Below are 13761 nucleotides of genomic sequence, written 5' to 3'. Positions count from 1 at the left end.
ACGCCCATTCGTAAGACAGCGGAGAAGCCGGAACACTCACGGCAGGGGCGACAGGGACATCAGTGACTCCAGCGCCGGGTGCACGAATGGCGCGATCGGCATGCCCCGGCGCCGGACCGTCTGACTGGTTCCCGCGCGTCGCTCCCGCACCGCTCCGGCCGACGCCCCCGCGCCCGGTCAGCTCGCGAAAACGCCGGGATCGTCGTCGTCCAGGGGGTTCTCGGACAGGTAAGGATCGTCCGGCACCAGGCCCTCGTCGGACTGGTCCGGGGTGTCGGGCACGGTCTCCGGAGGCGGCGGCACGTCGGTCGGCGGCGTGGGCGTCGGGCAGCCGGGCGGCAGCGGGGGCGCGGGCTCCGCCGGGGTACCGGTCACCGGGGAGGGCGTGGGGCAGTCGGTCGACGAGGAGTCGGGGTCCGTGGGGTCGCCGGGGTCGGGGGCGCTCGGCACGACGTCCTCGTCGGGCGTGCCCTGGTCTTCGGGCGTGCCCCGGTCCTCGGGCGTGCCCTGGTCCGGGTCGCTCGGTGTGACGCTCCCGTCGGGCGTGTCCTGGTCCTGATCGCCGTCCGGGTCGGTGGGCGTGGGCGTCGGCGTGGGAGTGGGCGTCGGGCTCACCGGAGGCTTCGCCCTGCGGTCCTCGTTCGCGTCCTCGTCGCCGATCTTCCGCTCGATCCAGGTGTTGTTGACGATGTTCACGATGGTGATGTTGGTGATCGGCTGCGGCGCCGGGGTGACCACGACGACGCGCGTGGGCTCATAGCCGTGCCACGCCTGGCCGTTGTGGCGGGGTGCGCCCTGGAACGCGACCGGCGGCTTCAGCGGATTCCCGCAGGCGCACCGGACCCGTGGCAGGCCCCGCTCGTCGACCAGGACGGCCGTGCCCGCCTGGAGGACGGACTGGAAGCTGGTCGCGGAGCCGCCGCGGAAGCCGTGGTTGGTGACCCGGGTGTCGGCCCGCAGCACGACGGGCGTGAGGCCCCGCAGGAAGCCGGGGATCGCGGCCGCCTCGATGCCGGACACCCCTGCGAAGGCGCGGGCCTTGGCCCGGTCGGCGGTGAGGAAGCGGATCTGCTGGTCGACGTCGCAGCTGCCGATGGCGTGCGTGCCGCCGTAGAGACCGGGGGTGCCGCCGGAGATGGAGCGGGTTCCCTGCGGGGTCGCGGAGCCGGTGGGCGAGGGCTGCGGCGAACGGGTGACGGGCGGGGACGTCGCGGTGGACTTCGCGGTGGAGTCGGTGAACGGATCGGGGCCCTGCGCGGCGACGGGCTGCATGAACAGTTCGCGGCCGCTGTCGGCGGTGTTCCCGTCGCCGCCTCCGGAGCAGCCCGCGACGCCCGCGACCGCGAGGGCCGTGGATATCGCGAAGGTCATCGCGTAGGTCCTGGTGGGGACGCGCACCGGGTTCTCCCGCCGTTGCCGGGGCATGTGTCCCTCATTGTCTGCGGGGCGGCGGATCACCTCGCAAGCCGAGCGCGGGCGGGACGCAGCCCGGCGCGGGCGAGCACACCCCGAGCGCGGGCCGACCGGCCTCACCCAGCGTCACAATGGAGAGGTGGAGTGGTTCACGGCCGATGCGTACGACCTGAGCCGGCTGATCTTCCAGCGGGCCCTCGCCGCGGTGTACCTCGTCGCGTTCCTCGGGGCCGCCCTGCAGTTCCGGGCGCTCATCGGGGAACGCGGGATGCTGCCGGTGCCTCGGTACGTCGCGCGCGTGCCGTTCCGGCAGGCGCCCAGCCTGTTCCAGCTCCACTACTCGGACCGGTTCTTCGCGCTCTGCGCGTGGGCGGGCTGCGCGGTCGCGGCGGCGCTGCTCGCGGGCGCGGACGGCCCATTGCCGCTGTGGGGCGGAATGGTGCTGTGGCTGGTGCCCTGGGCGCTCTATCTGTCCATCGTGAACGTGGGGCAGACCTGGTACGGCTTCGGCTGGGAGTCCCTGCTCCTGGAGGTGGGCTTCCTCGCGGTCTTCCTCGGCAACGACGAGGTCGCGCCGCCCGTGCTCGTGCTCTTCCTGCTGCGCTGGGTGCTCTTCCGCGTGGAGTTCGGCGCCGGTCTGATCAAGATGCGCGGCGACGCGTGCTGGCGCAGGCTCACCTGTCTGTACTTCCACCACGAGACGCAGCCGATGCCCGGCCCGCTCAGCCGGTTCTTCCACCAGCTGCCCAGGCCCGTGCACCGGATCGAGGCCGCCGCCAACCACGTCACCCAACTCGCCGTACCCGTCCTCCTGTTCACCCCGCAGCCGGTGGCGACGGGCGCGGCCTGCCTGATGATCGCGACCCAGCTGTGGCTGGTCCTCTCCGGCAACTTCTCCTGGCTGAACTGGCTCACCATCGTCCTCGCGGTGTCCGCCCTCGACCTCTCCCCCTGGCACGCGCCGCGCGAGTTCGGTCCCGTTCCCCTGTGGTACGAGGTGGTGGTCATCGCCGTCACCGTGCCGCTCCTCGCGCTGAGCTACCGTCCGGTGCGCAATCTCCTGTCCCGGCGGCAGGTGATGAACACGTCCTTCGACCCGCTGCATCTCGTCAACGCGTACGGCGCCTTCGGCAGCGTCAGCCGGGTGCGCCAGGAGATCGTCCTGGAGGGCACGGCCGATCCGGTGCCGCACGAGGACTCGGACTGGCGCGCCTATGAGTTCAAGGGGAAGCCCGGGGACGTACGCCGGTGGCCGCGCCAGTTCGCGCCGTACCATCTGCGGCTCGACTGGATGATGTGGTTCGCCGCGCTCTCCCCCGCGTACGCACGGCCGTGGTTCGGCCCGCTGGTGGAGCGGCTCCTGGACGGCGACAGGGACACGCTGCGACTCCTGCGCTCCGCCCCGTTCCCGCCCGGCGCGCCGCCCTCGTACATCCGGGCACGGCTGTACCGCTACCGGTACACGACCTGGCGCGAGCTGCGCGAGACGGGCGCGCACTGGGAACGCACGTACGTCAGGGAGTATCTGGCGCCGACACGGCTCTCCGCACCGGCTCAGAGGCGGTAGACGCGGCGGGCCGTACCGCCGAAGACCTCACCCCGCTCGGCGGCGTCCAGGGAGCGCGTCAACAGCCGTGCCACGTCGAGGACTTCGCCGTACGAGGCGGCGAGCGTGCTGACGGGCCAGTCGGAGCCGAACATCAGCCTCTGCGGCCCGAAGGCTTCGAGGACGGTGTCCGCGTAGGGGCGCAGGTCGTCCACCGTCCACGCCCTGTGGTCGGCCTCGGTCACCATGCCGGACAGTTTGCACACGGTGTTGGGGCGCCCGGCGAGCGTCCGGAGCGCCGAGGCCCAGGGTTCGAGGGACCCCGTCGCAATGGGCGGCTTGCCCACGTGGTCGAGGACGAAGGTGAGTCCGGGCAGTGCGGCGGCCGCCCTGGCGCAGGCGGGCAGCTGGTGGGGCAGGACGATCAGGTCGTACGCGAGGCCCGCGTCGGCGACGGCGGCCAGGCCCCTGCGGACGTCGGGGCGCAGCAGCCACTCGGGGTCCGGCTCGCCCTGCACCTGGTGGCGGATGCCCACCAGGTGCCGCCCGCCCGGGAGTTCACGCAGCCGCGCCAGGGTGTCGGCCATGTCCGGGCGGGTGAGGTCGGTCCAGCCGACGACGCCCGCGACGAGGTCGCTGTCGGCCGCGGCGGCCAGGAACTCCGGTGTCTCCTCGGCCACGGTCACCGTCTGCACGAGGACCGTGGCGGTGACGCCCGCTGCGCGCGCCTCGGGGGCGAGATCGGCGAGCGAGAAGTTCCTGCGGATCGGCGCGAGCGCCTCGCCGGTGATCCACTCCTGGTCGCGCACGGAGAGGTCCCACACATGGTGGTGGGCGTCCACCAGTCCCGTCACGGCAGCTCCCAGACGACGGGAAGACCGGCCCGCGAACCCTCGGCGGAGTAGTCGTGGACGATGTCGAGGAGTTCGGCCATACGGGCCTGCCAGGCGATGTTGACCGGCAGTTTCTCCAGCTCGGCGAGCATACGGGCGTAGTCCTCGCACTCCAGGACGTGGAAGAGATCGGTGCTGCTGCGCCAGATCGTCCAGGAGGTCGCGCCCGCCGCGCGGATCGCCGCGGTGAGTTCGGCGGGCACCTCGCGGTGGGCGGCGTCGTACTCCTCGGTCCGGTCCGCGCGGACCTTGGTGTGCAGGGCGATCCTCACGGGCTCTCCTCCGCGGCGACGGGCACGGGTACGTGTGCGGGCAGCAGCCCTGCCGCGCGGGCCTCCCGCCAGAAGTCGTCCGGCACCCGCGTCGCGAACTGCCGTGCCGCGTCGGTGACCTGCTCCGGCGCGTGGATGCCGACGAGGACGCTGGCGACGGCCGGATGTCCGAACGGGAAGGCGAGCGCGGCGGCCCGCAGGGTGGTGCCGTGCCGCTCGGCGAGGTCCCCCAACGCGCGGGCCCGCCCGAGGAGTTCGGCCGGCGCCGTCACATAGTCGAAGCGCGCGCCCGGCTTCGGGTCGGCGAGCAGCCCGGAGTTGAAGACGCCGCCGATGACGACCGACGCGCCCCGCTCGCTCGCGGCGGGCAGCAGCTCCGCGAGGGCCTGCTGGTCGAGGAGCGTGTAGCGGCCCGCGCACAGCACCGCGTCGACGTCCGTGTCGCGGATGAAGCGGGTGAGCATCTCCGCCTGGTTCATGCCCGCGCCTATCGCGCCGACGACGCCTTCGGAGCGCAGCTTCTCCAGCGCCGGATAGCCCTCCCGGAAGGCCTCTTCGGCGTGGTGGTCGGGGTCGTGCAGGAAGACGGCGTCGACGCGGTCGGTGCCGAGGCGGATGAGGCTGGACTCGATGGAGCGGCGGATGCCGTCCGCGCTGAAGTCCCAGATCCTGCGGTGCGAGCGCGGCACCGCGAAGCCGCCGTCGGCGAGGTCGTCGCCCGTGACCTCGTCGAGGGGTTCGAGGATCCTGCCGACCTTCGTCGATATGACGTACGAGGACCGGTCCCGGCCACGCAGCGCGGCGCCCAGTCTGCGCTCGGACAGGCCGAGGCCGTAGTGCGGGGCCGTGTCGAAGTAGCGGATGCCCGCGTGCCAGGCATGGTCGAGGGCGGTGGCCGCCTGGGCGTCGGTGATCGGCGAGTAGAGGTTGCCGATGCCGGCGGCGCCGAAGGACAGCTCGGTCACCTCGACGCCGCCGGGTCCCAGGGGGCGCCGTGCCGGGGCGCTCACCGGCCCGCCTGCCGCAGGCGCAGGCCCTGCATCCCGCCGTCGACGGCGAGCGCGGTGCCGGTGGTGGCGCCGGACAGCGGGCTCGCCAAGTAGGCGATGGCGCCCGCGACTTCGGCGGCCGAGACGAGGCGTCCGGTGGGCTGGCGGGCCTGCAGCGCGGCCCGTTCGGCGGCGGGGTCGGGGGCCGCGTCCAGGAGGCGGCCGATCCACGGGGTGTCCACGGTGCCGGGGTTCACACAGTTGACGCGCACCCCTTCGCGTACGTGATCGGCGGCCATCGCGAGCGTCAGGGAGAGCACCGCGCCCTTCGACGCCGAGTACAGGGCGCGCTGCGGCAGGCCCGCGGTCGCGGCGATGGAGCAGGTGTTGACGATCGCCGCGCTCGACGATGCGCGCAGGTGGGGCAGGGCGGCGCGGGTGGTGCGGACGATGCCGAGGACGTTGACGTCGAGGACCGTGTGCCACTGGGCGTCGTCGTTGTCCTCGACGGTGCCCTGGGCGCCGATGCCCGCGTTGTTGACGAGGACGTCGAGGCCGCCGAGGTCGGCTGCGGCCGCCGCGACCGCCGCGCGCAGGGAGGAGTCGTCCGAGACGTCGGCGGTGTACGCGCGAAGGGGCTTGTCCACACCGCCCGGGTCGAGGTCGAGCACGGCCACCTCGGCGCCACGGGCGGCGAGAAGCTCGGCGGTGGCCCGGCCGATGCCGGATGCCCCGCCGGTGACCAGGGCCTTGAGCCCCTGGAAGTCGCTCATGCGGCTGCTCCCTTGTTCGCTGCGAGGTCGGCGGCCCAGAACGAGCCGTCCGGATAGGTGAATTCGGCGATGGACTCCGGGCGCATGGTCGCCGAGAAGCCCGGTGCGGTCGGGGCCGTGTAGTGCCCCTCGCGCATCACGACGGGGTCGATGAAGTGCTCGTGGAGGTGGTCGACGTACTCGATGACGCGGTTCTCGGTCGTGCCGGAGAGCGCCACGTAGTCGAACATCGACAGGTGCTGGACGAGTTCGCACAGGCCGACGCCGCCCGCGTGCGGACAGACGGGGACGCCGAACTTGGCGGCGAGCAGCAGGATGGCGAGGTTCTCGTTGACGCCGCCGACGCGTGCCGCGTCGATCTGGAGGACGTCGATGGCGTTCGCCTGGAGGAGCTGCTTGAAGACGATGCGGTTCTGCACGTGTTCGCCGGTGGCGACCTTGACCGGGGCGACGGCCGTGCGGATCGCGGCGTGGCCGAGGACGTCGTCGGGGCTGGTGGGCTCCTCGACCCAGTAGGGGTCGAACTCGGCGAGGGCGCGCGTCCATTCGACGGCCTCGTCGACGTTCCAGCGCTGGTTGGCGTCGATCGCCATGCGGATGCCGGGGCCGATCGCGCGGCGTGCGGTGCGGCAGCGGCGGATGTCGTCGTCGAGGTCGGCGCCGACCTTCAGCTTGATCTGGGTGAATCCGTCGGCGACGGCCTGCCGTGCGAGGCGGGTGAGCTTCTCGTCGCTGTAGCCGAGCCAGCCGGGCGATGTGGTGTAGCCGGGGAAGCCCCGCTCGCGCAGGTCGGCAAGCCGGTCGGCCCGCCCCTCGCGTCCTGCCCTGAGCAGTCCGACGGCCTCGTCGGGGGTGAGGGCGTCGGCGATGTAGCGGAAGTCGACCTGGGAGACGAGCCATTCGGGCGTGGCGTCCGTGAGGAGCTGCCACAGCGGCTTGCGGGCGCGCTTGGCCGCCAGGTCCCAGACGGCGTTGACGACCGCGCCGATCGCCATGTGCATCACGCCCTTCTCGGGCCCGAGCCAGCGCAGCTGGCTGTCGCCGATCAGGTCGCGGTTGACGGTGCCGGGGTCGGCGCAGACCTCGTCGACCTGGCGGCCGACGACGTGATGGCGCAGGGACTCGATCGCGGCGACCTGGACGTCGTTGCCGCGGCCGATGGTGAAGGTGAAGCCGTGCCCCTCGAGGCCCTCGCCCGCGTCGGTGCGCAGCACCACATAGGCGGCGGAGTAGTCGGGGTCCGGGTTCATCGCGTCGGACCCGTCCAGTTCCCGTGAGGTCGGGAACCGTATGTCGTAGGTGTCAACCGCGGTGATGCGGGCGGGAGTCGGGGACACAGGAGGCCTTTCCGGAAAGGGGCGGGGGCGCGGGGGAACCAGCTGCGGGTCAGTCCTGCGCGCGGCCCGTGGTGACGCGCGCGATCATCAGGGCGACCAGGATGATTCCGCCGTAGATGGCCTGGATCCAGAAGGACGGCACCTGGGCGAGGGTGAGCAGGTTCTGTACGACGCCGAGCAGCAGCACACCGGTGAGGGCGCCGAACATGGTGCCCTTGCCGCCGTCGAGGCTGATGCCTCCGATGACCGCGGCGGCGAACACCGTGAAGATCATGTTCTGGCCCTGGTTGGCGTTGATCGCGCCGACGTAGCCGGTCTGCATCAGGCCGCCGACGGCGGCGAGCGCGCCCGCGACGACGAACACCCCGAGCATCACGCGCTCGACGCGGATGCCCGCGGCGCGCGCCGCCTCCGGGTTTCCGCCGATCGCGTACAGGGCGCGTCCCACGCGGTGGTACTTGAGCACGAAGCCCGCGACCCCGAAGGCGACCGCCGCGAGCCACACGGAGAGCGGGATGGTCAGGAAGGTGGAGGTGGCCAGGGTGTAGAAGGAGTCGGGCATCCCGAAGAGCGTCTTGCCCTCGGTCGCGCCGACCAGCAGGCCGCGCAGCACGATCAGCATGGCGAGCGTCACGATGAACGCGTTGAGCTTGAGCTTCACGACGAGCACGCCGTTGAAGGCGCCGATGACCGCGCCCACGAGCAGGATCGCGAGCAGTCCGACGGCGGCGGGCAGGTCCGTGCCGAACCCGGCCTGGGCGGCGGGCAGCACGAGGAGCGCGCCGACGGCCGGCGCGATGCCGACGACGGACTCCAGGGACAGGTCGAACTTGCCGGTGATCAGGACGAGGGACTCGGCGAGGACGACCATGGCGAGGGCGGCGGAGGCGCCGAGGATCGAAACGAGGTTTCGCTCCGTCAGGAAGGAGTCGTTAAGCAGTGTCCCGAGGAGGATCAGGAGCAACAAGGCGGGTACGAGGGCGAGTTCACGTGCGCGGCGGAGGATCATGCCCTTCGCCGAGCGGGCTTCGGCGGTGTGCTTCGGCGCGGGGGCGGCTTCTGTGGGCGCGGCCTTGAGGTCAGCCATGGTGGTCTCCTTGAGTGTCGGCCGCGGGCCGGTGGGGGTTGTTCGCGCAGTTCCCCGCGCCCCTTTCGGGGCCCGTGGTGCCCACCCCCTCAATCGACGCGATCAGGTCGTGGTCGGTGAAACCCGCCGCGTGTTCCGCGACGATCCGGCCGTGGAAGAGGACCAGGACGCGGTCGCAGCGGCGCAGGTCGTCGAGTTCGTCGGAGACGACGAGCACGGCGGTGCCGTCCTCGCGGGCGTTGTCGACGCGGGCGAGCAGGGACTCCTTGGACTTCACGTCCACCCCGGCGGTGGGGTTGATGAGGATCAGCAGGCGGGGGTCGGAGGCCAGGGCGCGGGCCATGACGACCTTCTGGGCGTTGCCGCCGGAGAGGTCGGACACGGGCTGGTCGGGGCCCTCGGCGTGGATGTCGAGGCGTGCGATCAGCTCGTCGGCGAAGCGGCGCTTGCCGTCGGTGGCGACGAATCCGTATCTGCCGAGCCGGTCGAGGACGCTCATCGTGGCGTTGTCGCCGATGGACATGCCGAAGACCAGGCCCTGGCCGTGCCGGTCGCGCGGTACGCAGCCGACTCCGGCGCGCAGGGCGGCGGTCACATCGCCGAACGGCAGTGGCTTGCCGTCGAGTTCGGCCATTCCTGACGTCGGCGCGTGCAGTCCCGCGAAGCTCTCCGCGAGGTTGATCTTGCCGCTGCCGCTGGATCCGGCGAGCCCGACGACCTCGCCCTTGCGGACAGTCAGGTCGATGTCAGCGTACGACGCACTGGTCAGGCCCTTGACGTCGAGCATGACCGGGGCGTCGGCGGGGACCACGGTCCTGGCCACGGCCCGTTCGGCCTCGGCCTGTTCCGCGATGACCTCGCCCGCCATGGCCGCGACCAGGGCGCCGCGCGGCAGTTCGGCGACGGGCGCGCTGGTGATCCAGCGGGCGTCGCGCAGCACGGTGACGGTCTGGCACACCTCGTACACCTCCTGGAGGTGGTGCGAGATGAACAGGAAGGTGACGCCGGACTCCTGGAGGGCGCGCATGCGGGTGAAGAGGCGTTCGATCTCGCGGTTGTCGAGCTGCGCGGTCGGCTCGTCGAGGACGATGAAGCGGGCGCCGAAGCTCAACGCCCGGGCTATCTCCACCATTTGGCGGTCCTCGACCTTGAGGTCAGCGGTGCGGGCCTCGGGGTCGACGTGCACGTCCCAGGTGTCCAGGAGCTCCGCGGCCCCGGTGCGCAGTCTGCGCCAGCTGATGAAGCCGCCCCTGCCCTCGGGCTGCCGGTTGATGAACAGGTTCTCGGCGACGGTGAGTTCGGGGACGACGGTGGGCTTCTGGTAGACGCAGGCCACCTTGCGGCGCCAGGCGTCGCGGTCGGTGAGGGGCGGCGCGGGCTCGCCGTCGAAGAGGACGGTGCCCGCGTCCGGCGCCTGGAGTCCGGTGAGGAGGGTGACGAGGGTGGACTTGCCCGCGCCGTTGCGGCCGACGAGGGCGTGCGACTCACCGGGCAGGACGGTCAGACGGCCGTCCTGCAGCGCGACGGTGGGTCCGTACCGCTTGACGATGCCGGACGCCTCGACGAGGGGGGTCGGGGCGGGCCGGTCCGCGGGGGGCTTGGTCATCGGCTCAGTCATTTGACCGTGTTGCCCCACAGCTTGGAGTCGTCGACGTTCTCCTTGGTGACCAGCGGCGCGGGCAGCTGGTCCTCGAGAATGCCGCTGGGCAGCTTGACGATCTCGGAGTCGTGGTCGGTCGGCCCGGGCTTGAACTTCTTCCCGTTCATCGCGGCCTTGATGTAGTACATGCCGTACTTGGCGTAGGCGTCGGCGGGCTGCGAGACGGTGGCGTCGATCTGGCCCTTGCGGATCGCGTCGAACTCCTGCGGGATGCCGTCGTTCGAGACGACGGTGATGTGGCCCTTCTCGCCCGTCTTCTTCAGCATTCCCTTGGACTTGAGGGTCTGCAGGGTGGGTGCGAGGTAGACGCCGCCCGCCTGCATGTAGATGCCCTTGAGGTCGGGGTTGGAGTTGAGCAGCGTGTCCAGCTTGGACGCGGCCGTGTCCGACTCCCACTTGGCGGGGATCTCCAGGACCTTCACCTTCGGGTACCTCCTCTTCACGCAGTCCCGGAACGCCTTGGAGCGCTCCCGGCCGTTGACGGACGCCAGATCGCCCATGATCTGGACGACCTTGCCGGACTTGACCTGCTTGCCGAGGTAGTCGCAGGCCTTCTCGCCGTACGCGACGTTGTTCGCGCGGACGACCATGGCGACCTTGCCCTGCTCGGGCGCGACGTCGACGGCGACCACGGGCACGCCCTTGCGCTCGGCCTGGTCGAGTCCCGCGGAGATCGCTGCGCTGTCGAGCGGGGCGACGACGAGGCCCTTCACGCCCTGGTTCAGCTGGTTGTTGATGTCCGTGATCTGCTGCGAGGGGTCGCTGTTGGAGTTGACGGTCTTCATCGCGTCGACGTCCTCGGACTTCGCCATCTTCGGCACGTAGTCGTTGTACGACTGCCAGAACGGCGAGGTCAGCAGGGGCAGGATCACTCCGACCTTGCCCTCGCCGCCGCCCCCGCCGCCGGACGCGCTGTCCTTCGTGCTGCCGCACGCGGTGAGCGCGAGGGACGCGCAGGCGGCCGCGGCGGCGATCCGCACCGCCCGCGAAGTCCCCATCCTGCTGGGCCTGTTGCGCACTGTTCTGCCGGCCATCTGACGGCTCCTCATCGGGCGAGATCGAACGGGGATCGGGCGGGACCGAGCGGGAATCAGACGCGCTCGAACCGATCCAAGGACCCTGATGACGCGAATATTTATCAGACCACTTGGCCCCCTCAACACCCCTCGTCGCCAACTTTTCGCGCTTTCCGGCCGTAGTGGTCGGACCACATCTCTGGCTAGACTTCCGCGCATTCGGCCAGTGGAGGAGCGTTACGTGGACCAGCCAGACCAGTCCGCCCCGCAGAAGGGCACCGTGACGCAGCGGGCCATCGAGCAGATCAAGGCGATGATCGGCGACGGCCTCCTCGAACCGGGCCAACGCCTGCCCACCGAACGGGACTTGGCGGTCCAGCTGGGCATCTCGCGCAGTTCGATGCGGGAGGCGATCCGCGCACTGACGGTGCTCGGCGTCCTGGAGGCGCGGCACGGCTCCGGCATCTACGTCACGCAGCTGGAGGCCGGGGACCTCCTGGAGACGTTCGGAGTGGTCGCCGACCTCTCCCGCGGACCGCAGCTCGTGGAGCTCCTCGAGGTGCGGCGCGTCCTGGAGTCCACGGCGACGGCGAACGCCGCGGCACGCATCTCACCCGACCAACTGGCCGACGTGGAGAAGCACTTGGAGGCGATGAACGCCACCGACGACCCGGAGGAGATCCTCTCCCACGACCTGGCGTTCCACCGCACGATCGCCTTCGCGGCGGGCAACGACACGATGGCGGCGATCCTGGAGGGCCTCTCCTCGCGCACGTTCCGCGCCCGGGTGTGGCGCGGCTACCAGGAAGAGGGCGCCTTCGAGCGCACCCGCCGCGAGCACGCCCGCATCCACCGCGCCCTGGTCGCCCGCGACCCGGAGGCCGCACGGGCGGCGGCGGCCGCGCACGTCGGCGAGGTGGAGGAGTGGCTGCGGGCACAGCTGGACGGCTGAGTCACCGTCAGCTCCGGTCCACCTTGCCCCCTTCCCTCGCCGCCTGTTTGCGACTGCGTTCGTTGCATGATCGAGATCTTCAGCGGTACAACCGTGCGCCTCCCCACAACAACCATGTCCCATATGAGTAGTTAACGCCTTTTGCCGCCTGGCATATCCCCAGGTTCGCCTCATATGTTTCTTAGGCGGTTCATACTTTTTGAGGGATTTTCCGAGTTGCCAGTTGTTGGGGTGGAGACATGCAGAGGGCGTCTGCGTACGCATACGTAACGCCTCTTGTGGCCGACGGCAGCCGCCGTCAGATGCCCACCCGCCCCCGCAGGCAGTCGAGTTGACGCCCATGAGCGGACTCAGAGGTAGGGCCAGACCTGTCACGGGGCCCTTCGGGCCGTGACGTTCTGTCAGTGGTTCAGAGATTTTCAGGAGTTCATGTATGAGATGGCACGGCACGCTCGGGCGGCCAGTGGCCATGACGCTGACGGCCGCGTTCGGTGTCTCCCTCTGGTGCACCGGCCCGCTGACCGGTGTCGCCAACGCGTCCGACGCACCCGGTGCCGGACCGGATTCGGTTGTCGAGGACTTCTCGTACCCGGACCGGGACACAGTGCTGGCCGAGAAGGGGCTGAAGCTCATCTCGGGGGACGGCCACATCACCTTGGCGGACTGCACGTCCGGCGGTGATCTGATCCGGATCAACAGCCGTGTCACCAAAGACGTGAACACGTGCTTCGCCATCTCCGGCCCGGTGGGCTATCTGTCCATGGAGGTCGAGCAGACCTACCTGGCCAAGTCCGAGGGACGCGACGACGTCACGGCGACGGTGCGCAGCGCGAGCCCCCAGACCAAGGGGAAGGTCGAGAAGGTCGACCTCGAACCGGGCAAGTGGCAGGAGCTGGGCGAGGGTTCCGATCCGAAGCGTTCCTCCACGCTGCTCGAACTGAGCGTCGGTCAGGGCAAGGCGGTCAAGGCGCCGTCCGGAGATCCCGCCCGTCCATGGCTCGCCCGCGTCACCGTGAACCAGCCGGGCCTCAAGGGCGGGCGTGCCTGCACCGGCACCCTCGTCGACAAGAGCTGGGTGCTGACGGCCGCCAGCTGCTTCACGGACGACCCGGCCAAGTCCGCACCGGCCGAGGGTGCGCCGCAAGGCAACGCCACGGTCACCTTCGCCGGGCAGGCCCCGACGAAGATCGATCACATCGTGCCGCGCAAGGACCGGGACGTGGTGCTGGCCCGTCTCGCCACTCCGGTCACCAAGATCACTCCGGCCACGCTCGCAGGCGGCGCACCCGCCGAGGGGGCCTCGCTGGTCGCCGCCGGATACGGCCGTACGGCCACCGCGTGGGTGCCCAACAGCCCGCACCACAGCAAGACGACCCTGGGCAAGTCCACCGGGACCATGGCGGAACTGACCGGCGGTCGGATCTGCAAGGGTGACGCGGGTGGCCCGGTGCTCGACGCCGACGGCAACATCACGGCCGTGCAGAGCCGCTCCGATCACGGCACCTGCCTCGGCAACTCCGGTCAGGGCAAGAGCGCTGGCGCGGCCCGCGTCGACAACATCACGAACTGGCTCGACGTCGGCTCCTCCACCAGCAAGGAACGCTTCACCCTCGACGAGGCCGCCGGTGCACGACAGGTGTCGGGGCACCCGGCCGAGGAGGCCTCCGCGGAGCTGGGCGGCGGCGCCAAGCTGGGTGCCACCGGCAAGTCCGGCGGCGCGCTGCGGCTGAACGGGACGACGGCGTACGCGGCGACCACCGACCCGGTCGTGGACACCACCAAGTCGTTCACCGTCTCCGCCTGGGTCAAGCTCGACAACAAGG

12 protein-coding genes are annotated in these 13761 nt (G+C 70.9%); 3 read left to right on the top strand and 9 right to left on the bottom strand.

Features of this window, described 5'->3' with window-relative positions; translation table 11 throughout:
• Nucleotides 1-177: 177 nt before the first annotated feature.
• Nucleotides 178-1425 (bottom strand): DUF6777 domain-containing protein, encoded by a 1248-nt coding sequence (locus ACFWZ2_RS33795; RefSeq protein ID WP_384552260.1) that lies wholly within the window; start codon nt 1423-1425, stop codon nt 178-180.
• A gap of 127 nt (nt 1426-1552) precedes the next feature.
• On the opposite strand from ACFWZ2_RS33795, the gene ACFWZ2_RS33790 reads away from it, so the two are divergent.
• Nucleotides 1553-2980: a lipase maturation factor family protein gene (locus ACFWZ2_RS33790; RefSeq protein WP_384552258.1), complete on the top strand. Its 1428-nt coding sequence runs from the start codon at nt 1553-1555 to the stop codon at nt 2978-2980.
• Here the strand turns inward: ACFWZ2_RS33790 and ACFWZ2_RS33785 are convergent.
• Genes ACFWZ2_RS33785 through ACFWZ2_RS33750 form a run of 8 tightly spaced genes read right to left on the bottom strand, consistent with a single transcriptional unit; the run spans nt 2968 to nt 11004 of the window.
• The gene (locus ACFWZ2_RS33785) at nt 2968-3813 is read right to left on the bottom strand and encodes an amidohydrolase family protein (RefSeq protein WP_384552256.1); all 846 of its coding nucleotides are present in this window, start codon (nt 3811-3813) and stop codon (nt 2968-2970) included. The genes ACFWZ2_RS33790 and ACFWZ2_RS33785 overlap by 13 nt on opposite strands.
• Nucleotides 3810-4124, bottom strand: coding sequence for an L-rhamnose mutarotase (locus tag ACFWZ2_RS33780; protein ID WP_384552254.1), 315 nt, complete (start codon nt 4122-4124; stop codon nt 3810-3812). Before ACFWZ2_RS33780 ends, ACFWZ2_RS33785 begins: the two co-directional genes overlap by 4 nt.
• Complete coding sequence (locus ACFWZ2_RS33775; protein WP_384552252.1) at nt 4121-5134, bottom strand: aldo/keto reductase; 1014 nt, start codon at nt 5132-5134, stop codon at nt 4121-4123. Before ACFWZ2_RS33775 ends, ACFWZ2_RS33780 begins: the two co-directional genes overlap by 4 nt.
• Nucleotides 5131-5886, bottom strand: coding sequence for an SDR family NAD(P)-dependent oxidoreductase (locus ACFWZ2_RS33770; protein WP_384552250.1), 756 nt, complete (start codon nt 5884-5886; stop codon nt 5131-5133). The genes ACFWZ2_RS33775 and ACFWZ2_RS33770 overlap by 4 nt, the downstream gene beginning before the upstream one ends.
• Nucleotides 5883-7223 (bottom strand): L-fuconate dehydratase, encoded by a 1341-nt coding sequence (locus ACFWZ2_RS33765; RefSeq protein WP_384552248.1) that lies wholly within the window; start codon nt 7221-7223, stop codon nt 5883-5885. Before ACFWZ2_RS33765 ends, ACFWZ2_RS33770 begins: the two co-directional genes overlap by 4 nt.
• Before the next feature lie 49 nt (nt 7224-7272).
• Complete coding sequence (locus ACFWZ2_RS33760; RefSeq protein WP_384552246.1) at nt 7273-8310, bottom strand: ABC transporter permease; 1038 nt, start codon at nt 8308-8310, stop codon at nt 7273-7275.
• Nucleotides 8303-9916, bottom strand: coding sequence for a sugar ABC transporter ATP-binding protein (locus ACFWZ2_RS33755; protein WP_384552244.1), 1614 nt, complete (start codon nt 9914-9916; stop codon nt 8303-8305). Before ACFWZ2_RS33755 ends, ACFWZ2_RS33760 begins: the two co-directional genes overlap by 8 nt.
• Before the next feature lie 8 nt (nt 9917-9924).
• Nucleotides 9925-11004 carry a sugar ABC transporter substrate-binding protein gene (locus ACFWZ2_RS33750; RefSeq protein WP_384552242.1) on the bottom strand — a complete coding sequence of 360 codons (1080 nt, stop codon included), beginning with the start codon at nt 11002-11004 and terminating at the stop codon, nt 9925-9927.
• Nucleotides 11005-11227: 223 nt separating this feature from the next.
• Here ACFWZ2_RS33750 and ACFWZ2_RS33745 point away from each other — a divergent pair, with 223 nt between their 5' ends.
• Entirely contained in the window at nt 11228-11938 is a 711-nt protein-coding gene (locus ACFWZ2_RS33745; RefSeq protein WP_384552240.1) for a FadR/GntR family transcriptional regulator, read from the top strand.
• A 433-nt stretch (nt 11939-12371) separates the two neighbouring features.
• A partial coding sequence (locus ACFWZ2_RS33740; protein WP_384552238.1) for a S1 family peptidase occupies nt 12372-13761 on the top strand: 1390 nt, incomplete at its 3' end.

Source organism: Streptomyces sp. NPDC059002 (genome assembly GCF_042740435.1).
GTDB lineage: Bacteria > Actinomycetota > Actinomycetes > Streptomycetales > Streptomycetaceae > Streptomyces.
The sequence above is the reverse complement of the archived record's forward strand: the minus strand, read 5'-3'. Positions and strand labels throughout refer to the sequence as shown.